Below are 25842 nucleotides of genomic sequence, written 5' to 3' on the forward strand. Positions count from 1 at the left end.
ATCTGAAATTGGTTGAACTGCCATTAAATATCAAGGGGAGAAAAAACCAAAATGACTGTCGCTCAACAACCAGAAGCTTTAAGCTTTGAATGTGAAACCGGGAATTACCATACCTTTTGCCCAATTAGCTGCGTGGCGTGGTTATATCAAAAAATTGAAGATAGCTTCTTTTTGGTGATTGGGACAAAAACTTGTGGCTACTTCCTGCAAAACGCGATGGGGGTGATGATTTTTGCTGAACCCCGCTATGCAATGGCAGAGTTGGAAGAAGGCGATATTTCGGCACAGCTGAGTGATTATGAAGAGTTAAAGCGGTTATGCTTGCAAATTAAACGCGATCGCAATCCTAGTGTAATTGTCTGGATTGGCACTTGCACTACAGAAATTATCAAAACAGATTTGGAAGGTTTGGCACCGAAACTAGAATCTGAAATCGGGATTCCCATCGTTGTAGCGCGGGCAAATGGTCTAGATTACGCCTTTACCCAAGGGGAAGACACTGTATTAGCAGCAATGGCTAACCGTTGCCCTGATAAGGCTCCGGTGGCGGAAACAGAAAAAAGTGAACGTAATGCGATCGCAAAATTGCTCAACTTCGGTAAAAAGAAAGAAGATGTTGCCCAAGATGAATCTGAGTACGTAGATCATCCACCCTTAGTTCTCTTTGGCTCCCTTCCCGACCCCGTAGTTACTCAGTTAACCTTGGAACTGAAGAAACAAGGCATCAAAGTTTCCGGCTGGCTACCCGCGAAGCGCTTCACAGAATTGCCAGTACTGGAAGAAGGGTATTATGTCGCTGGTGTCAACCCCTTCCTCAGCCGCACTGCTACCACCTTAATGCGCCGCCGCAAGTGTAAACTCATTGGCGCACCCTTCCCCATTGGCCCCGATGGCACTCGCGCTTGGATTGAGAAAATCTGCTCGGTGTTCGGTATTACTCCCAAGGGTTTGGATGAACGGGAAGCCCAAATTTGGGCAGGCTTGGAAGATTACGTAAAACTGATTCGCGGTAAGTCTGTATTCTTCATGGGTGATAACTTGCTGGAAATTTCCCAAGCAAGATTCTTAATCCGTTGTGGGATGACTGTTCACGAAATCGGTATTCCTTACATGGATAAGCGCTATCAAGCTGCTGAGTTGGCGCTGTTGGAGAAAACTTGCCAGGAAATGAATTCACCCCTGCCAAGGATTGTAGAGAAGCCGGATAATTACAATCAACTTCAACGAATTTATGAGTTGAAACCAGACTTGGTAATTACTGGTATGGCTCACGCTAACCCATTGGAAGCACGGGGTATTAATACCAAGTGGTCGGTGGAGTTCACTTTTGCTCAAATTCACGGCTTTACGAATGCGCGTGACATGTTAGAGTTGGTGACTCGTCCGTTGCGTCGGAATAATAATTTGAAAGATTTGGGTTGGGATAAGTTGGTGAGAGAAGAAGCGAAGATTTAGATTTGGGTTTGGATTGAGCAACAGCATAATACTATGTTAGGGGCGAACTTTTGGGTTCGTCCTTTTTTTACTAACCGCAGAGGCGCAGAGAAGACAGAGGAAGAGGAGAAATGGGAATAATCAAAAATGCTAAAATTTTTATATTACTTTTAGTTTTTTACTTCTTAAATTAATGGAAATTACCAAATTGTCTCCCCAAGGACAAGTAATTATTCCCCAATCTTTGCGGGAAGCTCATCAATGGGAAGTAGGTCAAGAATTTATTATTATTGATATGGGTGATGGAATTCTTTTAAAGCCTAAGAAACCTTTTGCAGAAACTAAATTAGATGATGTAGCAGGTTGTTTAAAATATCAGGGAAAACCTAAAACTCTTGAGGATATGGATAATGCAATTCGCCAAGGTGTAGAGGAATCGTGGCATGATTGCAGTTGATACAAATATAATAATTGTTAGATTTTTAACTCAAGATGACGAATTACAGTTTCAAAAGAGCAGAGAAATTTTCCAGACTCAAGATATTTTTATTTCAGATACCGTAATACTTGAGACTGAATGGGTATTAAGATTTGCATACAAGTTTAAACCACATGAGATATGTACAGCTTTGAGAAACTTGTTTGGTTTACCTAATATTTACCTAACTAATCTTAGTTTAGTTGTTCAAGTAATCCAGTGGCATGAAAATGGCTTAGATTTTGCCGATGCTTTTCATCTAGCTCAAAGTCAGCACTGTTCTGAATTTTATACATTCGATGAAAAGTTTGTCAAAAGAGCCAAGGGGCTGATGCAGTGTGAAGTTAAAAAGCCTTTGACTTAGGAAAATAGCGAACTTAATACAGCTTTACTTCAAAGAGTAGCGTTTTTAAACGCAGAGGAACGCGGAGTCTTGCTAAATTTAATTCGCTACGAGTGAAATGCTGTACTTAGTTCACATGGAAGGTTACAACTCTAAAGGTTTGGATGGAATTATATACATTAATTCTGCGCCGTCTGGTTTAATTTCTGTAGATGGTGTTAATTTAAGCCAGTCATGAAAGCTGATTCCTAATTGGGATATTGCTTGTACTTCTGTTTGGTAAGATTCAAAGCGGCGATTGGTTTCAATCATAGATTCCATTACTTCAAACACTTGGGGAAGACGTTTGTAAGCTTCTTTTTCAAATCTCCCTGTGAATGGAGTAGGATTTCCTCCGAATATGCCCCATTGAATTTCACTACGATCTACAATTGCCGATGGAAGTGATGATAACCATTCATCATGACTTTGAGTTAGTTTAAACATATTCTCGCGTTGCATCTCGAAAACTGTATTTTCATTAAAATTCGGGTCAATCCATTGGTAAATTTGGGTTAGTTTATGTAAATCAATCTGACCTTTAAACTGAGGATGTAAGTATGCTGCTGGATTAGAAGTAAGCATGAGTTCAATATATTTTTGAAGCAGCAACCTGATAAATTTTGCTCCTTCTTGAAAACGACGAAGCGCTGTCTCATGTTCTTCTAGTTCTAAGTGACAACGTGCTTCCGCAATATAGGCTAGAGATAATGTCAGTATATATTTGTCAATAATTGGGCTTTTCTGGGAAAGTTCATTAACTGTGTAATCTTTGTAAATATGTTCTGCTTCTAAGAAGCGATTGATAGCTTGTAAGGCACTGCTTCTACGATTTTCAGGTTTAGTCATCGTGAAAGCATTAAGTGCTAATTCTATTCCAGCATGGAAGTTAGCATAAAAACTCAGGTCAATTTTGCGATTAATTTTATTTAACAATTCTCCTGCTTGTTTTAATTGGTTTTCTATCTCATTGAGTCGCTGCGATATAACAGCAAAACTCATCACAGATACTCCCAGATTAAGTACGCTAGCAGCAGTAGATATTTGCAAAATGCCTGGACTTATTTGTAAAGGTTTTCCAATTGCTTGGATTTTATTTTCAATATTACTTAGTTGCTGGTTAACGTCACTAAATCCCTTATCTAATTGATGGTTAACATTGCTAAATCCGTTAGCAGACACGGCTATATTTGCTCCTGAAGTTAGCAAGTTTGCACCAGAAATAATCAGGTTTAGTACGTTATTAGAGGAACTCGTAGGGGTTGGAGTTGTCCCTCTTAAAAATCCAATGATATTATTATTTTTTAGAGTATCCCGAATTATACCCCCACATAGTGCATATACTCCCTGAGCTAACCCTTTAGCAATATATGGTGCAAGTGTAAAGGTAATTTGAACTGGTAAACTCATAATTTTTTCTTAGTTGATAAACTTCCGTCGCAGGATATTTAATGAGAAGCAATTTTACATCTAGGCAATAAATACTCCTGCTTGACTAAGTATTCCCACTTCGAGTGTCTATTTATCAACTAGCGCTAATTCACATGGAAAGCTGTAACTCTAAAGGTTTGGATGGAATTATATACATTAATTTTGCACCCTCTGGTTTAACTTCTGTAGACGGAGTTAATTTAAGCCAGTCATGAAAGCTGATTCCTAATTGAGATATTGCTTGTATTTCTGTTTGATATGCTTCAAAACGGCGATTGGTTTCAATCATAGATTCCATTAGTTCCAAAGTTTTAGGAAGACGTGCGTAAATCTGAGGCTTAGGATCATCCCAAATTGCTTTTCCTACCCAATCTACCTTGGAATCCCAAATTGCGGCTGGTATCGATTCTACCCACTTATTAGGGTCTTTAGCCAACATGAATAGATTCATCCGTTGCCTATCAAATACTGCATTTTCATCTAAAGTTGGGTCGAGCCATTGGTAAATTCGGGTTAGCCTCCGTAAATCAATCTGACCTCTGAACTCAGGCTGTAAATATATTGCTGGGTTAGAAGTAAGCAGAAGCTTCACATATTTCTGAATACGAGAACGAATAACTATTGCTCCTTCTTGAAAGCGGCGAAGTGCTGTATCGTGTTCTTCTAATTCTAAATAGCAATGTGCTTCAGCTAGGTAGGCTAAAGATAAAGTCAGCAGATATTCATCAGCAATTTGGCTTTTTTGCTCAATTTCGATATCAGTATATTCAGTGTAGATATGTTCTGCTTCTAAAAAACGGTTAATAGCTTGTAGGGCGCTGCTTCTACGATTTTCAGTTTTGGTCATTGTAAAAGCATTAGTTGCTAATTCGATTGCAGCACGAAAATTAGCATAGAAACTAAGGTCGATTTTACGGTTAATGTGATTTAACAGTTTTTGTGCTTGTTGTAGCCGTTGCTCTAATTCTTTTAAGCGTTGTGCTATCACAGCAAAGCCTATAACTGAGACACCCAAGTTAAGTATACTAACTGCACTAGTTACCTGCAAAATTCCTTGAGTTAGTAGCATACTTCGCCCAAGTTCCCCTAACTGATTTCCAGTAGGAGATCCCTCCTCCCGTAACCACGTAACGATATGTTTGCTTCCTACTTCTCGGATTACACCTCCAACCCTTTCCAATGTTCCATCTGCAATTCCTTTAATGATCCAATCAGCAAGCATAAAGGTTACTGTCACTGGTAAAGTCATAATCTTCTCCAAGTTGATAAATACTCAGTAGGGCTATATCTGGCAAAAAGTCGCTTGGATTCTCCGCAGCAAATAACCGCACTTTACTTAGTATTCCCAATTTGAGTTGTAGTTTTTCTAATAAACTAGCGATCGCTCTTTTTAACGAACCGCCAAGACGCCAAGAAAGAAAAGCAATCGCTCTTTTTTAACCCAATGATGTGAAGCAAAACAAGAGAGCGATCGCAATTTTTAAGAAATTCAACTAACTAATAGCAAAATCTGTATATTTACGCACAGAGGGTAACTGAAAACCTAAAACAATATCCTCTTTTGGGACACCTAATTCAACCAATTCATTAGCAATTCCTACCTCTGTCCCATCTTGCTGAATCCAGATTTTATCGTCAATAATATCTAGATGGAGAACAGGCCCATATATGCGGTCTTGTTCGCGCCAACCTACATAAACTAATTGATAACGATCGTGTTCTGTATCAAAAATTGTCTGTGCTTGAATACGATTATCCCAAACAATACTGGCGTGTTGTTGAAGTAAATTCTTAATATATTCTCGATATTCGTTTAGCTTTGCCATTCTGCGATCGCCTCCTGTTCAATATTATAAATTAGTAAACAGAGTTGATTAGTTTTAATTACAGATTGGATAAATGGAAGGATAAAAAACTCATTGTAAACAGTACTATGAACTGCTAAATATAAAGTGCGATTAGCTTCTTGTTTTTGTAAAGCAATTCGGTAAATAATAAATTGTCCTAATGCAGCATAAAGTTCTGTAATTTTTGACGGACTTAGAAAACTTTTAATTTAAACAGCTATTTTTTGTCCTTGTTTTTCGGCTGCAATAACTTTTTCTGCTCCTAAATCAACATATAATTCAAGGGTTCCTGCCTGTAGAGCATAAGTATCGTGAGTGATTAACCAGCCATCTTTCTCAAGTGCTGTTTTGACAACTGTATGAAAGGCATCTTTAGCAGGCACAGGTTTAATTCCAATTTATGGCGGTGCTTGATTTAAGAATTTCCATTTTGTTAATATATTGACAACCTAGTGAAACTTTTTTTAACTAAATTTAATATAGTTCTGTTTCTTCTCGCCTGTCTATTTACTCCAGATGCAGAGAAGAAGAGGATTGAATGAACCGCAGATGAGAGAGCGATCGCACCCTTCCCCACAAACTTCGATAAAATCACTATGGTGCTAGTTAACCTTTCCTAAATCTGATGAAAAGCGATCGCCCTTCTTCCCAACTTTCTCTTCAACGTCCTGAATTACTTGCGCCAGCAGGTAATTGGGAATGTGCTAAAGCTGCTGTGGAAAATGGGGCAGATGCGATTTACTTCGGTTTGGATCGGTTTAACGCCAGAATGCGGGCACAAAATTTTACTGAGGCGGACTTACCCCAATTGATGGCATTCCTGCACCGTCGGGGCGTAAAGGGTTATGTCACCGTCAACACACTCATATTTCCCAAAGAACTAGCAGAAGCACAGCAATATCTCCGCACAATTATTGCAGCTGGTGTGGATGCAGCGATCGTTCAAGATATCGGTATATGCCGTCTCATCCGTCAACTTTCGCCCGATTTTCCCATCCATGCTTCCACGCAAATGACAATTAACAGTGCGGCTGGGGTGGAATTTGCCAAATCTCTTGGCTGTCAATTGGTGGTATTGGCGCGTGAATGTTCTCTCAAAGAAATCAATAAAATACAGCAGCAGATTGCCCAACAGGAAACGTCGCTGCCTTTGGAAGTTTTTGTTCACGGTGCTTTGTGTGTAGCGTATTCCGGCCAGTGTTTGACTAGTGAGGCTTTAGGCGGACGTTCTGCTAACCGAGGTGAATGTGCCCAAGCTTGCCGGATGCCCTACGATTTAATCGCTGATGGGGAAGTTGTAAATTTAAAAGAACGCAAATATTTACTCAGTCCTCAAGACCTAGCAGGGTTAGATGTTCTGCCCGATTTGGTGAAATCTGGAGTAACTTGTCTCAAGATTGAAGGTCGTTTGAAGGCTCCAGAGTATGTTGCTAATGTCACCCGTGTTTATCGGCAAGCTTTGGATAGTGTAATGACGCAATTGGAAAGACCTAACCCCCTAACTCCCTTCCCTGCAAGGGAAGGGGGAATAAAAGCTCCCCTCTCCGAAACGGAGAGGGGCTGGGGGAGAGGTCAAACAGATCAAGAACACTACAACTTAGAGATGGCATTTTCTCGCGGACTTTACACGGGTTGGTTTGGCGGGATTAATAATCAAGAACTAGTTCACGCCCGCTTTGGTAAAAAACGTGGGGTTTATTTAGGTGAAGTCAGCCGCATTCACAACGAACAGGTAACAGTCAAATTGGAAGCGCCTGTCAAACCAGGGGATGGAATTGTGTTTGACTGCGGTCATCCAGAGGCGAAGGAAGAAGGTGGCCGGGTTTATGCTGTGGTACACAAAGGTAATGAAACCATGCTGACCTTTGGTCGAAATGACTTGAACCTGCGCCGAGTGCATATAGGCGATCGCATTTGGAAAACCAGCGATCCAGAATTAGATAAGCAACTACGTCAGAGTTTTGCTGGAGAGAATCCCCAATTTCAGCGTCCCATTGAATTGGAGGTTTATGGAGAAGTTGGTCAGGCGTTGATTGCGATCGCTCGTGATCAACTTGGTAATATTGTACAGGTAGAGTCCGCAATTTCACTAGTTGAAGCGCACACCAAACCCCTAGATACAGACCGTTTACAAGAACAATTTGGTCGTTTGGGTAACACCCCTTTCTGTTTAGGAACACTAACCAACCACCTCAGCGGTGCTATTATGCTACCCGTAAGTGAATTAAACCGGATGCGGCGGGAAATCGTAGCACAGTTGGAAGAATTGCGAAGTCAACCCAAACGCTGGCAATTACATTGTGATGTCTCTTTCCAAAACTTACTCCCCTCATCTCCCACCCTGCGGGAAGCTAAAGCTACATCTCCCTCACTCATCGTCCTAGTACGAAATCTCAAGCAACTCCAAGCCGCCCTCAAAGCTGGTGTTGAAACACTGTACTGTGAATTTGAAGACCCCCGTGCCTACCAAGAAGCGGTGCAAATGGTGCGCCAGCAACAGCAAAAAAACAAAGCAGAAAATTCTTCACTTTTAACTCATAACTCAGCACTCCTAACCCTTCGACAGGCTCAGGGCATCGCTCCTAACTCCCAACTTCCCACAATTTGGGTTGCACCACCCCGAATTACTAAACCGGGGGAAAATTGGATTTTACAGCAAGTACGTGCCTCGGAAGCAGATGGCTATCTGATACGGAACTATGACCAATTGCAATTCTTTGCTCAAGACCGTTGCATTGGAGATTTTTCGCTCAACGTTGCTAATCCCTTAACAGCAGACTACTTTCAGCAACACTTTGGTTTAGAACGGCTGACGGCATCCTATGACCTGAATATTACCCAACTGCAAGACCTGCTCACCAGTTGTCCACCCCAGTGGTTTGAAGTGACAATCCATCAACATATACCAATGTTTCACATGGAACATTGTGTTTTTTGCGCCTTTCTCTCGACGGGTACAGATTACACCAACTGTGGACGACCTTGTGAAAAACAGGAAGTGAAATTAAAAGACCGTGTAGGCAGCGAACACGTCATCAAAGCAGATGTAGGTTGCCGTAATACTGTATTTAACGGCACTGCTCAAACGGGAGCCGAGTACGTACAGCGCCTTATAGAACTGGGATTACGTCACTTTCGCATCGAGTTTGTGAATGAAACACCAGAGCAAGTGAGTAAAACAATATATTTTTATAGTCAATTATTGCAAGGCGAAATTACTGGTTCCCAACTCTGGCGTGAATTGAAGTTGCAAAATCAATTAGGCGTGACTCGTGGCCCGATGGGAGTGTCAGCACTGCGGTCATAATTGATTTTCTGAACGCCCAGCTTGAAAAATCTGTTTAGCAGTCAAGTTTAATTCTGGGAATGTAGGGGATAAGCTGTTCCACATTTAAATTACATATCAAAATCATTAGTTACATAAATTTACATACAAACTTAAATAGGGCTTGCTGAAAAATAAAAAATAGTAGTCTAAGCTACAAACAGACTTCAAGACTTGTATAGCAAAAGATAATCTCACGCAATCTTGAGAAAAGTCATAAGATTTCACTGGATATGGAATCAGAAAAATGGTGCGCGCAATTTCAGTATTAAAGCGTAAACAACATAAATTCACTTGCTGGAATTCCGCAATTGCCACAAAGACAATAGCAAAAACGCAGGGTAGCCTTTAACTAGAAAAACAGTATTAGGTAATTCCTAGACACAACTTTTATATTATTTTTCTTGTTCTTATGACTCCAAAACACACCAAAATTAAATTTCCTCTTTGGCAGTATCTGAACCAGCCCTTATTTAGTAGCGATACTAAATTAGTATTGAATCCCCAACGCTTTGTATTGATCTGGCGTCTGCAACTTTTAGAACGTTGCTGGACTAAAGCATGTGACGCCAAAGGACCTCAACAGCATTAGATATTTGACAAGCTGCTGAACTCAAATAAAAGCTGGCAAACTAAGCCTCGTCTACAGAACGTGGCTTTTTGCCGTCAAGTAGAGCGCTAACAGTCATATCTCCCATAACATTAATCGCGGTACGGCAGCGATCCAAAAACCAGTCTACAGTAACTAGCAAAGCGATGTACTGGGTAGGTAAGCCGACAGAAGTGAACACCAGTGTCATCGTTACCAGTCCCGCATTGGGAATATTTGCCGCACCTACCGATGCAAAAATCGAGGTAAGGATGACAATTAACTGCTGTGTCAGACTCAAATGTTGCCCAATTAGTTGGGAAATATACAACGCAGACATTGCTTCATAGAGGGCAGTACCATCATTATTAAAATTTGCCCCAACTAATGCCCCCAAGGCAGCAGAAGATTCCCTTAAACCGACTTTTGTTTGCAAAACCTCAAAGGTTATGGGCATTGCTGCCGCAGAGGAAGAAGTTGAGAAAGCTGTCAAAAACGCATCAGAACCACCAGCTAGGAATTTTAGCGGGTGTACCCAAGAACCAAATTTTACTCTGATCAGGTAGTAGCAAGCCTGCAATACCAGTGCTAATAATACGGCGACGATAAATGCACCTAAAGATTTAAATGGGGCAAAGCCCTGCATCGCAATAGTTTTAGCCACAATCCCAAAGACTGCGAACGGCACTAAAGCAATTACCCAGTTGAGGATGCGGACTACCGCTTCAAATAAAATTCCGATGACATCCTCTATCGGCTGGAATCCATTCTTCCCTTGGGCGATTTGTTCAGATTTTAAGCCCCGCAGGACGATGCCAAAACTTAGGGCAATCACAATCAGCTGGATGACATTATTATCAACCAATGGCTTGAGGACAGCTTCGGGTACAGCATCTTTGAGTATTCCCCAAGGATCGAGACTCTGAGCAGTTATTGCCGTACTTATTGAGGTGTTTACATTGCCCCAAGTCCCCGGACGCAGTACATTGGCTACGAACAGTCCCACCAAAATAGCTACGGTAGTGTTAGTTAAAAGTAACACTGCCAACCGCCGTCCGGCTGTACCAGGGATATTGGTAGTCATCAAAGTATGCAGCACCGCTACCAGAATTAGGGGTGTAGCCAAGGCGCGGAGAGCCTTTAGTACCAATTCAGCCGGAATTGCTAAATTGTTGATTAAGGCGGCGTTGCTAGGATTGGGATTCCCTGCACCAAGGGTAATTCCGACGCTGACCGCTGCTACTAAGGCGATGAGAATTTGCAACGTGAGAGGGATACGCTGCCACCAAGGGCTAGCTTTGGTTTCAGGCGAAGTAGTTCTCTCTGTTTGACTCATTGGCTAGGTACTGTTTAACTGCTGTAACTATTAAAACAACACTAATGATAGTGATAATTCCCGAAAAAGAACAGCTTTAATTTTGGTTAAAAACTGTTAATCTAAGATTCCGTTGCTTTGCAAAATCTGCCTCGAAAGGGTATACCACAAGGTAGGCCCCTAGAGATATCTTGGCTTGTGGTTGGAGATGCTTATGTCCTTTGTGCCTTTACATATTCACAGTGACTACAGTCTACTTGATGGGGCAAGTCAGCTACCAGAGTTGGTAGATCGAGCGATCGCACTGGGAATGAAAGCGATCGCTCTTACCGATCATGGTGTCATGTATGGAGCCGTTGAACTAATAAAAATCTGCCGTAGTCAAAATATTAAGCCGATTATCGGCAATGAAATGTATGTAATTAATGGCGATATTGAAAAACAAGAACGCCGCCCGAAATATCATCAAGTTGTTTTAGCTAAAAATACCAAAGGTTACAAAAATTTAGTAAAATTAACTACAATTTCTCACCTTCAAGGTGTTCAAGGCAAAGGAATTTTTTCTCGTCCTTGTATTAATAAAGATTTACTAAAACAATACCATGAAGGCTTGATTGTCACCAGCGCTTGTTTGGGTGGAGAAGTTCCCCAAGCCATTCTTAGTAATAGACCAGATGCAGCCCGGAAAGTTGCTCAGTGGTATAAAGATGTATTTGGTGATGATTATTATCTAGAAATTCAAGACCACGGCTCCCAAGAAGACCGAATTGTGAATGTTGAAATAGTTAAAATTGCTAGGGAGTTAGGCATTAAAATTATTGCGACTAATGATTCACATTTTATTTCTTGTTTCGACGTTGAAGCCCACGACGCTTTGCTATGTATCCAAACGGGCAAATTAATTATTGAAGATAAGCGGATGCGTTATAGCGGCACAGAGTATCTCAAATCTGGTGAAGAGATGCGGCAGTTATTTCGCGACCATTTGCCGGATGATGTAATTGCCGAAGCGATCGCAACTACGGAAGAAGTCGCTGATAAAGTCGAGCCTTACCATATCATGGGTGAGCCTCAGATTCCTACACCTCCCATTCCCTCTGGTCATACTGCTGACACTTACGCCGAAGATGTTGCATGGAACGGACTTTTAGAACGCTTAAATCGCAAATCTCGCCAGGAAGTTGATTCCGTCTATAAAGAAAGATTGGAATACGAACTGAAAATGATTCAGCAGATGGGTTTTTCCAAATACTTTTTAGTTGTTTGGGACTACATCAAATTTGCTAGAGATAATAATATTCCTGTAGGGCCAGGTCGGGGTTCGGCGGCTGGTTCATTAGTCGCTTATGCGATGCGAATTACTAATATTGATCCTGTACATCATGGGTTACTATTCGAGCGTTTCTTGAACCCAGAACGGAAATCCATGCCTGATATTGATACGGATTTCTGTATTGAACAACGGGATAAAGTTATTGATTATGTCACTGAGAAATACGGCGCAGATAGAGTTGCTCAAATTATTACTTTTAACCGCCTAACTTCTAAAGCAGTTTTGAAAGATGTCGCCAGAGTATTAAATATTCCCTATGGGGAAGCTGACAAAATGGCGAAAATGATTCCTGTGGTACGCGGAAAACCAACGAAACTCAAGGTAATGGTTTCCGATAAAACTCCAGAACCAGAGTTTAAAGATAAATATGATAAAGAACCCCATGTTCGCCATTGGCTTGATATGGCAATGCGAATTGAAGGAACTAACAAAACTTTTGGTGTTCATGCAGCAGGTGTGGTAATTTCTGCCGATCCACTTGATGAAATTGTCCCGCTACAGAAGAATAATGACGGTTCTGTAATTACCCAATATTTCATGGAAGACTTGGAATCAATGGGTTTGTTGAAAATGGATTTTCTGGGTTTGCGGAACCTGACGCTGATTCAAAAAACTGTAGATTTGATTCAAGAAACGAGAGGATATCGGGTTGATCCTGATGAAATTCCTCGCCAAGAAAGAAAAGCCCAGAGGATATTAGCTAAAGGTGAACATAGCAGTTTACCTAAAGATGTCCAAAAAACTTATGAGTTATTAGAAGCAGGTGAGTTAGAAGGAATATTTCAATTAGAATCTTCTGGTATGCGTCAGATCGTGCGAGATTTGAAACCTTCTAATATAGAAGATATTTCTTCAATTTTGGCACTTTATCGACCGGGCCCATTAGATGCGGGACTGATACCTAAATTTATTAACCGCAAACATGGTCGAGAAAAAATTGATTATCAACACCAAGTTCTGGAACCAATATTAGACGAAACCTATGGAATTATGGTCTATCAAGAGCAAATCATGAAAATTGCTCAGGATATGGCTGGATATTCTTTAGGACAAGCTGACTTGCTGCGTCGGGCGATGGGTAAAAAGAAAGTTTCGGAGATGCAAAAGCAGCGAGAAAAATTCGTAGATGGCGCAGCGAAAAATGGTGTTCAGAAAAAAGTTGCGGATGAATTATTTGAGCAAATGTTGAAGTTTGCTGAATATTGTTTAAGTTATGACACGGAAATATTGACAGTAGAATATGGATTAATGCCGATTGGAGAAATTGTAGAAAAAGGCATTGAATGTAATGTGTACAGCGTTGATAATAATGGAAATATTTATACGCAACCTGTGGCACAGTGGCACGATCGCGGACAACAAGAGGTATTTGAATATTGTTTGGAAGATGGTTCAATAATTCGGGCTACAAAAGACCATAAATTTATGACTGTTGATGGTCAAATGTTGCCAATTGATGAAATATTTGAACGGGAATTGGATTTGATGCGGGTAGAGGGTTTACCGAATTGAGATGAGGGGTATTAGTTTTAACTATTGTGGGGTGGAAACCGCGTAAAATTAAAGAAGATGCGCCAATAATACCAGGGTTTGATGGGTTTTAGTTGGTGGCATCCCGCTAACCAAATTCATTGGTTTAGCAACCAAACCGCCAGTTTAGCAACCAAACCGCCAGGGAATAGAATTCCCTGTCTAATGGTGCAAGTCCTCTAGAAGAGGACTAGAAAAAACTTGGTTTAATTATTCACTAGTTTCACATAGTCGTCTTCAGACGACTTTAGCTTTCAGGGAATTTCATTCCCTGGCTGGCTGCTGCCTTCTGGCTGGCTTACGGACACTGCTAATATGATAATTTTTTCCAGCAATATGGGAAACATAAATGTATGTAAATAAATACAAAATTTAAAAAATATTATGTCTCTGTGGCGACTTTATTATCATATTGTTTGGGCAATAAAAAAACGCCAACCTCTAATTACCTCCGATAAAGAAACTGAGCTTTATAATTACATCATTAATAAATCCAATAGTTTAAATTGTAGACTCCATGCCATTGGAGGTATTGAAGACCACATACATTTAGTAGTATCTATCCCGCCGACAATAGCGATCGCAGAGTTTGTGAAAAAAATTAAAGTAAGTAGTTCTCACCATTTCAATCACAATCTTTACCCTACATCAGAAAAATTTACTTGGCAAGAAGGATATGGTATATTTTCTTTGGGCAGTAAGCAACTTGAGCAAGCTGTTATATATGTTCAAAATCAAAAAATACATCATCTTGAAGGCACAGTAAATTCCCATTTAGAAAAAGCAGGCGCATAACCAAGAAAAAGAAACTGCTAATATCTACGGGCAACTCAAAGCTGATTAATTTAATCAATTTGCACCCAGAGAAAAAAGTAAGCGGAGAAAAACTAAAATAACTGATTTAGGTTTTGGTGAAGTAAAGAGCGTCATTTTGAATTTTGAATTGTTAATTGCGGTTTTCCCCAAAGTATAGTTTCCTGCTTATAAATGGCAATTCCCGGTTTTGCTCCTTTGGGTTTGTAGACGTGTTTTGGCTGAGTGTAAACTACTGGCACTTGATCGCTTTGACGGGCGCGACTGTAGTATGCAGCAAGATTAGCTACAAATTGCAAATCACCTTCTTCTGCAACAGCACCGGGTTCTAGACGTAGTAACACATGGCTTCCTGGAATTTCTTGAGCGTGGAACCAGATGTCATAATCCCCTGCTACACGAAAGGTTAATTGATCATTTTGGCGGTTGTTACGACCGATTAATACTTCAAAGCCACTGGGGGTAAGGTAACGATGAAAGTTGGTGCTGGGGGGTTCATTGGCACTGCGGCTGCGATATTCTGGATCTTCCAGATACTTTTGCCCAATCAACTCTTCACGGATTTCTTCTAAAGCTCGCAAATCTTCTGCTGTTTGGTAATTATCTATTTGGCTTATCGCAGCTTCTACTTGTTCTAAATACTCAATTTCTGTCTGCACTTCCAATAGTAGCGGTTCTACGGCAGCACGAGCGCGTTTGAGCTTTTGGTGCTGTTTGTAAAGACTTTGGGCATTTTGGACGGCATTTTTATCTGGCTGAAGTGCGATCGCAATTGGCAAATTTGTCTCAAAATCAGCAAGGATAATTTCTTTCATCCCCGGTTCCCAGTTTTGCAAATGAGCCATCAATAAATCAGCTTTCTGTCGATACTCATCGGCTTGATCTGATTGCTGCAAGCGCGTCTGAAAGGTTTGAGCTTTATTCCGTAATTTCGTCAGAATATTATTTAATTTCTGACTCAACTGATGGCGCAATTGAGAAAATAACTGTTGGTCAATTTGGTTACTGTAGTATCGGTTAAGTAACTCCTGGATATTTTTGACCTTTTCAACTGCACCCCAACCCATTACGGTGTAACCATCTTTTGTCCAAGCGGGTTGAAATTCTTTGGAATCTAGTGCTTGCAGCCATTCTTGCCAACGCTCAAACAACCGTCCCCAGTCGTCGGGGTTGAGAGTATCGGTGGATGTTTCTGGCGCGATATTTGCTTCTAGCAGCATTAACTCCACTAGTGCAGCACTTAAGCCACTATAACTTTTGAGCAATTGCCGCTTGATTGCTCCTGGGACTAAACTTACCCGTTCTTGCCAACGTTCTTGAGATTCGCCCAAACTGGGGACAGTTCCAGTCAGTTTCGGTGGGGTTTCATAAGGTTGTCCGGTTTGGATGGGACGGACACTAGATTGTTGCTGACTGACTTGATGGGCGGCGGTGATAATTATATTGTTAGCGTCGGTGAGAATAACGTTGCTATACTTGCCCATGATTTCTGCATAGACATGATACAGGGCGCTTTCTCCGGGACGACGGGCAAATTGCAAATCAATCACACGCTCCCAAGGAGCGATCGCTTCAATCGCCACCAGTGCTAAACCACCCAATTGGTGTATTAATTGTTGACTAAAGGTAAAGGTATCTGGCGATCGCGGTGGCGGATCACCAATACAAATATGGGCAGCTTGGGGATGCCAAGAAATCTGTAGCCAATCTCGCTGTTGTAGGGTGCGTAATGCCATCGCAATCGTGTAGCGATCGCGCTGGTAAACCTGTTCTAAGCGTGATGGTAGCCAGTTAGCGCGGATTTCGCTACAAGCAGCTGTGAGAGTGGTAAAGTCAACTGGTTGCAAAGCGATTAGTTTTTAACATTCAAATGGTAGCGATCGCTATGCTTTTATTTTTGTTTAGTTAAAGCATAACAGACCTCAACTATCATAGCGGTTACTTGGTTTGGTGATAGCTGCGAATCAAAAAACGCAGAGTTCTATCATGAGATAGACTTCTACGTTGAGGTGACAAGTTACTTTTTTATACAGTTTGTGTTTGGTGTTGAGTTTTCCAAGCTCAGGCGATGCCTACGGCGGGCTTCTCTACGAGAGGCTACGCCAACGCCTACGCTGCCAAAGTTAAACCCAAAATCTTATCCGAGTTACTCACGCATCATTATCTGTTACGCAAGAGAATTATTTAGCAACCAAAACTGGTTTTAACTGGCTTTTTTGCTGTTGAGTCCACTAGTTATTTTGCTGTTGACGCTATTGGTTGTGGCTGCAACAATTGGGTGTAAAGTTCACTCAGCTGATTTGCTACACCATCCCAGCTAAATTTATTTTCGACGCGCTTTCTACCAGCTTTACCCAATTCATCTCGCCATTCTGGATTTAAGAGAATTCGGTCTATGGCAGACGCAAAGCTATCTACATCTTGTGGTGGAGCCAATAAACCAGTTTCTTCATTAACTACAGTAAACTGAAGTCCGCCGACATCACTTGCTACCACTGGTGTACCGCTTGCCATAGCTTCAATCGCCACTAGTCCAAAGGGTTCATAATGACTGGGAACAACACAAACATCAGCAGCTGCGTAATAAGTTGGTAGAATCTCTTGACTCAGACGACCAGCAAAGATAGTAAAGTCGCTCATTCCCAATTCGTTGACGATTTGCTCAATGCGATCGCGCTCTATCCCGTCACTGTTACCTGGAGTGCTACCACCACCAATAATTAGCTGGGGATTGTTGGAATCGCGTAGCCCAGACTGGTTTACTGCCCGCACCAAGGTTTCTATACCTTTGCGTTGGTCAAAACGCCCTACATACAACACAACTTTGGCTTCTTTGCCAATTCTCAATTCCGCCCTAGCTGCTTCTCGTGCAATCGAACCAAAGCGCTGAATATCTGTACCACAGGGAATGATGTCGATACTGCCTTTTGTGGAAACTAGCGATCGCATATGTTGCTGTTCTTGTGGACTTGTCGCTACAATTCGCTCTGCTTTTTCCAACACATCTTTTTCCACGGCTAATCGCTTATTAGCAATCAAAGGAATATCTTCTACAGTGTTGTACTTGACTGCTCCTAAGGAGTGGTAGGTGTGAACCTGTTTACTCTTTTGGATTTCCTTTAACTTCATGCCCACCCAACCAGAGAGCCAATAGTTAGTGTGAACCAATTGGTATGTAATGTCATTTTCTACTTGAAATTGGAGGAGATTATCCACAAATTCTTGCAGATATTCAAAAATCTCATCTCGCGGCACAAACTCAAGAGGGCCAGCTTTTAAACGAATAGTTCGACAATTGTCGCTATGTTCAACAATCGAGTCTTGCTTCAGACTCACCTTGCGGGTAAACATATCAACTTGCCATCCTAGCTGTGCTAGTGCTTTGCCCACCTGGCGTACATAAACATTTTGTCCTCCAGCTTCTTCTTTGCCTATTTCAACCGCCGGATCTCCGTGGACTGAAATCAAGGCGATACGTTTTTCGGTGGTAGAGTTCATAGTTTGTGTGTTGCTGATTTTGACAAAGATTGATTACGATATGTCTAATTTTTTTACATCCTCTGCCAGAAGTATACTTTTAGATTAAACATTACAGCTATTTTCAGGTAAATAGACCACCCCCTAGGGGCAAAGCATTGCTATGCCCTTACGACAGATGTGGTTCAAATACATGAAAACTGCAAATACAAATAGATTAAATACAAATATTGAATTTGCTCTCCACCCAGAGACTCAAATCTCCGACTTCTGTCTTCTGTGAGGATACAGCGAATAAGGGGTCTGACCCCCTAACCGATTTCAGAACAGCAACAGCGTTAGGAAAAAATTAATTTTTTCTTGTTGATTTTATCGCCCAAGGGGATTAAAAAAAAAGCCCAAAACCGTAACCAACTTGCGTCAGCACAGAGATGCTACCCGCTTCGCCTTCACTGACTCGAAAAGATGATGCAATATCTTTGAGGATTGGCTGATTATAATAAACATTAGCAACACAGACACCAGATGCGATCGCCATAGTCACTACCTGGACTTTAGTTAATCCGCTACTTGAGATTTGTTTTTCCATTCCACCTCAAATTTATACAGGAAAAAACTGGTCTACAGTACAGCTAAAACCAGGCAATAGTGGAGAAATTATATTATCATTACTAAATAAGGTTGCTACCAAGTTAAGTTGACTTTGTTCGCGTCGATAGACCTCTAGTTTACGCGATCGCCAATCAGCAATCCAATATTCTTTTACTCCTCTGGAAGAATAAAGTTTAAGTTTTGCTTCCTTATCCCGTCTTTCATCTGACTTACTTTCAGACAAGACTTCGACTACTAAATCTGGTGCGCCAGTTAAATGTCCCGCTTCATCCAATGTTAGCGCCAAGGTTTCTTTAGTAGCCCAAACTACATCAGGAATCACATTATCTGATTCTGAAAACAAAACACCAGGATTGATTACAGCTTCTCCTAAACCAGTAGAATCTGACCAAATGTTAAGCTGTTGAAAAATTCTGCCGCAAGTTTGCTGATGTTTAAAGTGAGGTGCCCTAGTCATAAATAATTCTCCATCAACTATCTCGTAGCGCGTCCCTTCATTTTCTGCAAATAGTTCCACATCGTGAATTGTCCAGCGTACTCCTGTATTAAGTATCTGACTCATTGGCTAACTCCTTTGATATTGCTCTTGTATTTTAATCATAAGATTTAAATTGAGCTTTCTTATCTAGTTTTTCAAAAAACAAATATATGAGCAAATAGTAAGACTTAAACAAAATGTACCAAATAAAACGCAAAACCAGCCACCTAATATAAGTGGGTTAGAATTGTCTTGAGTGAGTGTCAGAACTTTCTGTTGAGAATCATTTACAAAGGCATTAATTTTGTCAGCAAGTTTTTGTGCTGATGGTTGCCAGTAGGAGGAGTTAGAAATGCGATAATCTTTTCCATCCTTGATAACAGGGGCGACATAATATTGTTTGCCTCCATCATCATTGATTGCCTTAACTTCTACGCCCATCCATAAATCTAATTCCGAATAAATTTTCACAGACGACTCCCACCAATCTCGATTAGTCAACTGACAATTGATGTGTTTTGGTGTTCGCTCACAAGAAAAAGTGGTAATCTTCTCTGGTGCAGATATTAACTTGACTCCAAATGCAATAAGCGAAACACAAAAAAGCAAATATATAAAGTTAAAGCAGTGTATTGATTTTGGCATATTTGAGAGTTTTGATTTATCTCTCTCGTTATTTTTTTGATTGTCATTCATAACAAAACAATCATTGTGTTTTTTTATTACTTGTCCTAAGCAAATTATCTCTTGCGATTTTCACGCCGCCACTTACTCCGTACTAAGCGAATTTCATCAAAAGTGTACCTTTCGCCTAGTTGTTCTTTGATGGGAGTGAGAGAAATGTCACCGAGTACTTCTAAAACCTGCCAAATTTTTTGTTGATGTTCTAAAGGTACTAATTGATTTAAATCAACTGGCTGATTTTTCTCAATTAATTTTTCTAAATGATTGCTAACTGTTGCCGGACTAAGGTTGCGTTTTTGGGCAATTTGAGCAATATTTAAACCTTGTTGATGCAATTGTAATGTCTGTAATTCTGTGTAAGAAGCTGAGTTGCTAGAGGGTACATAATTATTATTAGCCGATTTATTTTGCAAACCTTTTTCTTGGCGGTAAGCGCGAATTTCTGTAAGAAACTTTTCACCATATTGAGCGAGTTTGTGACTACCTACACCAGAAAGTTTGGCAAATTCAGCTAAGTTTTGAGGTTGCACCTGTACCATCAATTTTAAAGTGGAATCATGGAAGATCACGTAAGGTGGTACAGATTGCTCATCAGCTAATTGTTTACGGAGCGATCGCAACTTCTGTAATAATATTTCTGCAACTTCTGCTTTTTCACTCCCCTGTTCCCAGCTAATCTTTTGGACTGTGGTTACAGCTAGCGAAACTGTGCGCTGTTTTCGCATTACTTCCCAACTGTGGGCATTTAGTTTTAAAACTGAGTAACCATCGCTAGTTTGTTCTATTAACCCTTGATGTAAAAGCGATCGCCCCAACATTCGCCATTCATCTACAGTTCTATCTTTACCAATACCATAAGTAGAAAGTTTATCATGTTCGTACTGGAGAATTTTGTCTTTTTTTGCCCCTCGCAACACATCGATTATGTGTAGCATCCCAAATCTTTCTTTGCAACGCGCCACACAAGATAAAAACTTCATGGCTTCAACTGTCCAATCTTGCATGGGTTTGGGATGACGACAATTGTCACAGTTACCACAATTCCCAGGAAACCTTTCTCCAAAATAACCTAGTTGAATCGTTCGCCGGCAATCAGTGCCTTCAGCATAATCGATCATCTGCCGCAGTTGTTGTTTAGCAATCAACTGTTCTTGAGGATCAGTTTTTTGATCGATACTCCATTCAATTGTTTTAACATCACCAAAGCTGAAAAATATCGTACACCGAGATGGTTCTCCATCTCTACCTGCTCGACCCGATTCTTGATAATAACTTTCTATATTTCTGGGCATATCAAAATGAACTACAAGCCGCACATCGGGTTTATTAATTCCCATCCCAAAGGCAACTGTTGCTACCATCACCCGGACATCATCTCGAATAAATCGCGTTTGATTACTACTACGTTCCTCATCAGTTAATCCGGCGTGATAAGGCAGAACACCAATTTTATCATTTTGTAGTTTAAAAGTGAGTTCATCAACTTTTTTACGAGTTAAAGAATAAATAATTGTCGAACCTTCAGTTTCTCGAATTAGTTCTAACAATTCAGCGTAAGCATATTTAGTTTTAGGACGAACTTCATAATAAAGATTTTCACGATTAAAGCTAGCAAGATGAATGCTAGGTTGCTTTAGCCCTAATTGTTGAATGATATCACTACGGACGCGATCAGTTGCTGTGGCGGTGAGGGCGACCGTAGGAACATCAGGATAGCGTTTTCGCAGAGATTTCAACTGGCGATATTCTGGACGAAAATCGTGTCCCCATTCCGAAACACAATGTGCTTCATCAATAGCGAAGCTAGAAATCCCGATTTTTTCTTTAACTAAATCGAGAAACGGTAGAAACCTTTCACTCAAGAGGCGTTCAGGGGCGACGTAGAGTAATTTTACTTTACCGTTGAGGATGGCTTCTTCCCGCGATCGCACTTTGTAAGCGTTCAAACTGCTATTGAGAAATGTCGCGTTAATATTATTATTTCGCAGTGCTTCTACTTGGTCTTGCATCAAAGCAATTAACGGCGAAACTACCACAGTTAGTCCATTTTTCAACAATGCTGGTAGCTGAAAACATAGAGATTTTCCCCCGCCAGTCGGCATCACAACCATTAAATCTCGATTTTGCAGCGCATCTTCGATAATTTGCCGTTGTCCAGGGCGGAATTGGTCGTAACCGAAGTGATATTTTAGCGCTTGTTCGAGATGGGGATACTGAAGCATAGCGATCGCTTTTTCGGAGGCTGTCTGCGTGAGTAGTGATTGAAGATATCAGGATTTTAACTCACATCATTGGTAGCCTTGGTCAGAACTTTCTATTCTGGCTTGTAAGTCAGCATGACGACGAGTAAATTTTCGGAAAGCTCTTTTAAATTTGCTCGTGATAACTAACTTATACATCGGCTGCACTTGGGTTATTGAGATATTCCCGTAATTCTTGAATTGCTTCGGTAGCAGTCTGGACTTTGAACCTACCTGCTTGAAATTCAGCAATGGAAGCTGCTGCATCTGACGCAATTTCATCTCGCCGACTTTCAATAATTCGGTTTTTGAGAATTTGTACCAGTATTTCTTGCTGCTCTAAAGTAAGCTCCATTGCGGCATCTAAAACTCTATCTAGGTTACTCAATTGCTTGATCCTCTTAATTATTTGCGTTGATAACAGAACTCGTAAGATATAAAAAACTTAAAAGTTTTATCCTTATCGCTTTTTGAGCTTCGTCAAACTCATATTAATTTATCGCACTAAATCAACCTTCATACATGAGAGATGTCTACAACGGGTGGTTTCTGAGCGCAGCCTCTCGTAGAGAAGGGCTATGCCTACGTTTGACTTTAAAGACTGTCGCTACAATATTAGCGATCGCACTTGTATTGAGCTAATAAACATCGTCATAAGTAAGTCAGCATTACGACGAGTAAATTTTCGGAAAGCTGTTTTAAATTTGTTCGTGATAACTAACCTATACATCGGCTGCACTTAGATTATTGAGAGTTTTTTATGATCGTTATTCTGAGGTTTCCCTAGCAGTTTTTGACTTTGGACAGTGAGGAAATTGAAGGGGTGTAGTCGGCTCGGCACATTTTAGCTGTGATTCTAAAACATCAATCTTTCGTAAAAGCGATACTCCCCACACTATAGAAATCACCAACTTGATAGTCATACCCACGAGCAAAAGTGTCACTATTGTGGCATTTTTCTTTTGTTGAGCTAGCCTTTTTTGTTGCTCAAAAAGTCGTGCTTCGACTTCTTGAGCGCGTTCAGCCTCTAATGCTTGCTGTACTTCTCGCCGATCTAATTCTTCACTAGCAGCTAAAAACCGATAATCTAAGTTACTCAAGCTTTTACCATTTGCCCACGTTTGAGCATCGATCAAGGCTTGTCCACGCAAGAGGCGAGATTTATCTTTTTCCTCTGAGGCTACCCATGCATTAAAGGTTTCGTAGTAGGGGCGCAAGTAAGCTAATTTTTTTCCAACCCATTCTAAATTAAAAACTTCTTGATAAATTCGGTTTTTTACTTGGAGACAACCTTGTTTTTTGATTACCAAACCAGACAGCAACAGTTCTACCTGTTCTCGACTATCATCGGCTGTTACTTTCAATCCTTGGAGTATTTGTTGATAAATTCCTAACAATCTGGCGGCAAATTTTTCGTTTCTGAGAATGCGATCGCGAATAGTTCGTAAATGCTCTGGTTCATCTTGTGATTCCCATTTCTCGATGATGTACGATCGCACCACATTTTCTATCCAAAATTCTTCTGTGCCAGGAGGAATTTTCAGCTTTCTACCTATATCATCTTGAGATAAACTCACAAGTAATCGACACAGCTTTTGAGTAAGAAATGGTTGCCCATCTGTCCAAGCTAATACTTCTTTCAACACTTTCTGAGGATGGTTGTCTTTAATATCTAGTCCCAAAGAAAGTGGTTGAGCTTCTTCAAAGGTGAAACCATTTACTTGGATGGTTTTACCAAGATTAAAGGGGGTAGTATTATTTTGATATATAATTAAGTCTGAAGGTGTAGCAACCCCAAAAATTGCAAATGTAATCCGATAATACTCTGGATTTATTGCCCGTTGATTGTAACAAAACCGAATCAATTTAAAAAAGTCATCAACAGAGAAATCGAGGCTGAGTATACTATCAACTTCATCAATAAAAATAAATAACTTTTCATTAGGAAACTGAGCTAACAAAATTTCCGAAATAAATCTACTGGTTTTCTGAACTAAAGAAAGATCGTTTTGTTCTTGCCACCAGGTTTTTAAATTAACTTTTCCTAACAGTTTAAAACTCAACCATAAATCGCCGACAACTCCTTTATACCACTGTTCTGGAGTTATATTTTCACAACCAATATTAGTCATATCAACGGTGGCACATCTAAAGCCCTCTTTTTGCAAGCGGTGCTTTGTTTTTACCATAAGTGAGGATTTACCCATTTGTCTACAGGTTAAAATGTGGCAAAATTCACCCTGTTTTAAAGCTTCGTAAAGTTCTACATCCGCTCGGCGCTGAACATAGCTAGGAGCATCATTTGTAAGAGTACCACCAACTTGGTATCGATAATTTTTCATTTAATTGATTTTAATTTTAAATTATTTCTATATCTCAATCAATAAATGTGCATAGGTAAATTTGATAACATGCTCATAATTTCGATGAGATATTAGGTTCATAGTAAAAACTATAGTACTTACTATGAACTCTTAAAACTAGTGCGGAAGTTTAATAGAAGCATTAGCACTATTTTGCTTTCTAAACTGTTGACTAAAATAAAGACGATATAATTCACACATGGCACTAGCTTGATTGCCATTTAGTTGAACCAAACCCATACTTTCTAGTTTATAAGCAGCGATCGCATTTAACTCCACTTTTTCATTTGTTGCAATTACCTGCTCCATAGCTGACATTAATTCTGGTTCTTCTTGCAGTAGTGTCAACAGTTCTCGTAAATGTTGACCGTAAATTCCTATTGCTATAGATGCAGTTTCTAATAACACCTCCAGCGTCATTTCTCCCTGACATAGATGATAAAATGCAAGATTCACCAGATAGGGATGTCCTCCTACCATTGCTTGTAGGGGTGCAAGGCGTTTTATCCCTTCCGAGTTTCCTGCCCAATCTAGTCCGTAACGTAATGCTAAATTCTGTACCTGCTTGAGGGTAAATGGTGGCAGTGTAATTGTTATCCCTACATTGAAAGGCGATTGGTTGAGCTTAAGCGGAATATAAATTTCTGTGGTGTGAACCACTACCATCCGTAGTTTTTGCCAAGTCTGATCTTGCTTTGCTTGTTCATGCCAAAATCGCAGCATTGGCAGAAAGTCTTGGGCAATATTGGGATGTTCAAAAATCCGATGGACTTCATTCAAGGCCAAAACTAAAGGACTATCATTAATGTATTGCAACAGATAAGCTTCAAAATAGATTTTGCAGCTTACCTTGCTGCCCATTTCTATATCCCAAAAATCATCTACACAAGGAAGGAGATTTAACTGCCTACTGACATTTACACAAAACCAACGTAAAAATTTATCCAGGGAAGCAAAAACGTCTTGGTCAGCTTCTTGAAAGTCCAAATAGACAATTTGATAATCTTGCTCTTTAGCATAAGCAATCATCCGATTGAGCAGAGAACTTTTTCCCATCTTTCTAGGTGCTTTGATCCGGATTAAGCAACCAGGGTGTAAAACCTCATTACAAACAAGTTCTTCCAGGGAAGGGCGATTGATGTAAAAAGGAGAACCTAGCGCTACAGGACCGCTAGGAAATTCTATCTTGCTTGCTGAAAAAAAGTCTGGAGAAACCATTTTTAAGCTAGATTCTTCACCGAACTTTTCTTGGATCTGATTTTCTTGATTACCTATCTCGTCTTGGAAGTGTTTATTTAAGGCTAAATGCAGATTTTTTTTCGTTATTCTTTTTCCAAGTGCTACAGAAAGGTCTTGCCACAACTCAGAACCAACTTCCTTGATGTAATTGTTGCCGTAGCCTGACACCTCTGCCATCTCACCATAAGTTTTACCCAACCACGATTGATAGAGCACAAACCACTGAATTGAATCGAGAGGCTTGTCTTGGAGAATTTTTTTTACAGATTGTA

At 40.4% G+C, this 25842-nt stretch carries 21 protein-coding genes and 1 pseudogene; 8 read left to right on the forward strand and 14 right to left on the reverse strand.

Features of this window, described 5'->3' with window-relative positions:
* Positions 1–51 precede the first annotated feature (51 nt).
* The 3 genes from RMX69_RS12580 (at position 52) to RMX69_RS12590 (ending at position 2276) form a co-directional block, all read left to right on the forward strand.
* A complete protein-coding gene (locus RMX69_RS12580) occupies positions 52–1455 on the forward strand; it encodes a ferredoxin:protochlorophyllide reductase (ATP-dependent) subunit N (protein ID WP_163939065.1) in 1404 nt (467 codons plus the stop codon).
* Between the two features lie 172 nt (positions 1456–1627).
* Positions 1628–1891, forward strand: coding sequence for an AbrB/MazE/SpoVT family DNA-binding domain-containing protein (locus RMX69_RS12585; protein WP_322637644.1), 264 nt, complete (start codon positions 1628–1630; stop codon positions 1889–1891).
* The gene (locus RMX69_RS12590; RefSeq protein WP_322637645.1) at positions 1878–2276 is read left to right on the forward strand and encodes a type II toxin-antitoxin system VapC family toxin; all 399 of its coding nucleotides are present in this window, start codon (positions 1878–1880) and stop codon (positions 2274–2276) included. The genes RMX69_RS12585 and RMX69_RS12590 overlap by 14 nt, the downstream gene beginning before the upstream one ends.
* 123 nt (positions 2277–2399) lie before the next feature.
* On the opposite strand, the gene RMX69_RS12595 is transcribed toward RMX69_RS12590, so the two are convergent.
* The 4 genes and pseudogenes from RMX69_RS12595 to RMX69_RS12610 all read right to left on the reverse strand — a co-directional run bounded on the left by RMX69_RS12595 (position 2400) and on the right by RMX69_RS12610 (position 5955).
* Entirely contained in the window at positions 2400–3704 is a 1305-nt protein-coding gene (locus RMX69_RS12595; RefSeq protein WP_322637646.1) for a hypothetical protein, read from the reverse strand.
* Positions 3705–3834: 130 nt separating this feature from the next.
* Positions 3835–4974 carry a hypothetical protein gene (locus RMX69_RS12600; protein WP_322637647.1) on the reverse strand — a complete coding sequence of 380 codons (1140 nt, stop codon included), beginning with the start codon at positions 4972–4974 and terminating at the stop codon, positions 3835–3837.
* Between the two features lie 244 nt (positions 4975–5218).
* Positions 5219–5551 carry a XisI protein gene (locus RMX69_RS12605; protein WP_322637648.1) on the reverse strand — a complete coding sequence of 111 codons (333 nt, stop codon included), beginning with the start codon at positions 5549–5551 and terminating at the stop codon, positions 5219–5221.
* Positions 5539–5955 (reverse strand): annotated as a pseudogene (locus RMX69_RS12610) (XisH family protein). The gene RMX69_RS12605 and the pseudogene RMX69_RS12610 overlap by 13 nt, the downstream one beginning before the upstream one ends.
* A gap of 242 nt (positions 5956–6197) precedes the next feature.
* Between RMX69_RS12610 and RMX69_RS12615 the strand changes: the two are divergent.
* Both RMX69_RS12615 and RMX69_RS12620 read left to right on the forward strand, forming a co-directional pair.
* Positions 6198–8879: a U32 family peptidase gene (locus tag RMX69_RS12615; protein WP_322637649.1), complete on the forward strand. Its 2682-nt coding sequence runs from the start codon at positions 6198–6200 to the stop codon at positions 8877–8879.
* A 430-nt stretch (positions 8880–9309) separates the two neighbouring features.
* On the forward strand, positions 9310–9489 hold the full coding sequence (locus RMX69_RS12620) for a hypothetical protein (RefSeq protein WP_289799339.1): 180 nt from the start codon (positions 9310–9312) through the stop codon (positions 9487–9489).
* A gap of 40 nt (positions 9490–9529) precedes the next feature.
* On the opposite strand, the gene RMX69_RS12625 is transcribed toward RMX69_RS12620, so the two are convergent.
* Positions 9530–10822 (reverse strand): dicarboxylate/amino acid:cation symporter, encoded by a 1293-nt coding sequence (locus RMX69_RS12625; protein ID WP_289799340.1) that lies wholly within the window; start codon positions 10820–10822, stop codon positions 9530–9532.
* A 193-nt stretch (positions 10823–11015) separates the two neighbouring features.
* Here RMX69_RS12625 and RMX69_RS12630 point away from each other — a divergent pair, with 193 nt between their 5' ends.
* Positions 11016–13646, forward strand: coding sequence for a DNA polymerase III subunit alpha (locus RMX69_RS12630; RefSeq protein ID WP_322637650.1), 2631 nt, complete (start codon positions 11016–11018; stop codon positions 13644–13646).
* Positions 13647–14048: 402 nt separating this feature from the next.
* Positions 14049–14459, forward strand: coding sequence for an IS200/IS605 family transposase (tnpA, locus tag RMX69_RS12635; protein ID WP_322637651.1), 411 nt, complete (start codon positions 14049–14051; stop codon positions 14457–14459).
* A gap of 131 nt (positions 14460–14590) precedes the next feature.
* Here the strand turns inward: tnpA and RMX69_RS12640 are convergent, their stop codons facing one another.
* From RMX69_RS12640 to RMX69_RS12670, 7 genes are all read right to left on the reverse strand, one after another.
* Complete coding sequence (locus tag RMX69_RS12640) at positions 14591–16324, reverse strand: NFACT family protein (protein ID WP_322637652.1); 1734 nt, start codon at positions 16322–16324, stop codon at positions 14591–14593.
* Positions 16325–16712: 388 nt separating this feature from the next.
* A complete protein-coding gene (locus tag RMX69_RS12645; RefSeq protein ID WP_289799344.1) occupies positions 16713–17975 on the reverse strand; it encodes a glycosyltransferase family 4 protein in 1263 nt (420 codons plus the stop codon).
* 364 nt (positions 17976–18339) lie between these two features.
* Positions 18340–18543, reverse strand: coding sequence for a hypothetical protein (locus RMX69_RS12650; protein WP_322637653.1), 204 nt, complete (start codon positions 18541–18543; stop codon positions 18340–18342).
* Positions 18544–18555: 12 nt separating this feature from the next.
* Positions 18556–19128 (reverse strand): Uma2 family endonuclease, encoded by a 573-nt coding sequence (locus RMX69_RS12655; RefSeq protein ID WP_322637654.1) that lies wholly within the window; start codon positions 19126–19128, stop codon positions 18556–18558.
* Positions 19129–19191: 63 nt separating this feature from the next.
* Positions 19192–19740, reverse strand: a complete 549-nt coding sequence (locus tag RMX69_RS12660) for a hypothetical protein (protein WP_289799347.1) — start codon at positions 19738–19740, stop codon at positions 19192–19194.
* Positions 19741–19784: 44 nt separating this feature from the next.
* Positions 19785–21950, reverse strand: coding sequence for a DNA helicase RecQ (gene recQ / locus RMX69_RS12665; protein WP_322637655.1), 2166 nt, complete (start codon positions 21948–21950; stop codon positions 19785–19787).
* Positions 21951–22119: 169 nt separating this feature from the next.
* Positions 22120–22356 (reverse strand): hypothetical protein, encoded by a 237-nt coding sequence (locus RMX69_RS12670; protein ID WP_289799349.1) that lies wholly within the window; start codon positions 22354–22356, stop codon positions 22120–22122.
* 190 nt (positions 22357–22546) lie between these two features.
* Here RMX69_RS12670 and RMX69_RS12675 point away from each other — a divergent pair, with 190 nt between their 5' ends.
* Positions 22547–22711: a hypothetical protein gene (locus tag RMX69_RS12675; protein ID WP_289799350.1), complete on the forward strand. Its 165-nt coding sequence runs from the start codon at positions 22547–22549 to the stop codon at positions 22709–22711.
* 24 nt (positions 22712–22735) lie between these two features.
* On the opposite strand, the gene RMX69_RS12680 is transcribed toward RMX69_RS12675, so the two are convergent.
* A complete protein-coding gene (locus RMX69_RS12680) occupies positions 22736–24310 on the reverse strand; it encodes an AAA-like domain-containing protein (RefSeq protein WP_322637656.1) in 1575 nt (524 codons plus the stop codon).
* A gap of 138 nt (positions 24311–24448) precedes the next feature.
* On the reverse strand, positions 24449–25786 hold the full coding sequence (locus tag RMX69_RS12685) for an AAA-like domain-containing protein (RefSeq protein ID WP_289799352.1): 1338 nt from the start codon (positions 25784–25786) through the stop codon (positions 24449–24451).
* Between the last annotated feature and the right edge of the window lie 56 nt (positions 25787–25842).

This window comes from Nostoc sp. EspVER01 (genome assembly GCF_034530635.1).
Classification (GTDB): domain Bacteria; phylum Cyanobacteriota; class Cyanobacteriia; order Cyanobacteriales; family Nostocaceae; genus Nostoc.

What these genes read in the sequence shown, in the direction of transcription:
- RMX69_RS12580 (WP_163939065.1), top strand. Translation starts at nt 52, where the DNA reads ATGACTGTCGCTCAACAACCAGAAGCTTTAAGCTTTGAATGTGAAACC.
- RMX69_RS12585 (WP_322637644.1), top strand. Translation starts at nt 1,628, where the DNA reads ATGGAAATTACCAAATTGTCTCCCCAAGGACAAGTAATTATTCCCCAA.
- RMX69_RS12590 (WP_322637645.1), top strand. Translation starts at nt 1,878, where the DNA reads ATGATTGCAGTTGATACAAATATAATAATTGTTAGATTTTTAACTCAA.
- RMX69_RS12595 (WP_322637646.1), bottom strand. Translation starts at nt 3,704, where the DNA reads ATGAGTTTACCAGTTCAAATTACCTTTACACTTGCACCATATATTGCT.
- RMX69_RS12600 (WP_322637647.1), bottom strand. Translation starts at nt 4,974, where the DNA reads ATGACTTTACCAGTGACAGTAACCTTTATGCTTGCTGATTGGATCATT.
- RMX69_RS12605 (WP_322637648.1), bottom strand. Translation starts at nt 5,551, where the DNA reads ATGGCAAAGCTAAACGAATATCGAGAATATATTAAGAATTTACTTCAA.
- RMX69_RS12615 (WP_322637649.1), top strand. Translation starts at nt 6,198, where the DNA reads ATGAAAAGCGATCGCCCTTCTTCCCAACTTTCTCTTCAACGTCCTGAA.
- RMX69_RS12620 (WP_289799339.1), top strand. Translation starts at nt 9,310, where the DNA reads ATGACTCCAAAACACACCAAAATTAAATTTCCTCTTTGGCAGTATCTG.
- RMX69_RS12625 (WP_289799340.1), bottom strand. Translation starts at nt 10,822, where the DNA reads ATGAGTCAAACAGAGAGAACTACTTCGCCTGAAACCAAAGCTAGCCCT.
- RMX69_RS12630 (WP_322637650.1), top strand. Translation starts at nt 11,016, where the DNA reads ATGTCCTTTGTGCCTTTACATATTCACAGTGACTACAGTCTACTTGAT.
- tnpA (WP_322637651.1), top strand. Translation starts at nt 14,049, where the DNA reads ATGTCTCTGTGGCGACTTTATTATCATATTGTTTGGGCAATAAAAAAA.
- RMX69_RS12645 (WP_289799344.1), bottom strand. Translation starts at nt 17,975, where the DNA reads ATGAACTCTACCACCGAAAAACGTATCGCCTTGATTTCAGTCCACGGA.
- RMX69_RS12650 (WP_322637653.1), bottom strand. Translation starts at nt 18,543, where the DNA reads ATGGAAAAACAAATCTCAAGTAGCGGATTAACTAAAGTCCAGGTAGTG.
- RMX69_RS12655 (WP_322637654.1), bottom strand. Translation starts at nt 19,128, where the DNA reads ATGAGTCAGATACTTAATACAGGAGTACGCTGGACAATTCACGATGTG.
- RMX69_RS12660 (WP_289799347.1), bottom strand. Translation starts at nt 19,740, where the DNA reads ATGAATGACAATCAAAAAAATAACGAGAGAGATAAATCAAAACTCTCA.
- recQ (WP_322637655.1), bottom strand. Translation starts at nt 21,950, where the DNA reads ATGCTTCAGTATCCCCATCTCGAACAAGCGCTAAAATATCACTTCGGT.
- RMX69_RS12675 (WP_289799350.1), top strand. Translation starts at nt 22,547, where the DNA reads ATGCCTACGTTTGACTTTAAAGACTGTCGCTACAATATTAGCGATCGC.
- RMX69_RS12680 (WP_322637656.1), bottom strand. Translation starts at nt 24,310, where the DNA reads ATGAAAAATTATCGATACCAAGTTGGTGGTACTCTTACAAATGATGCT.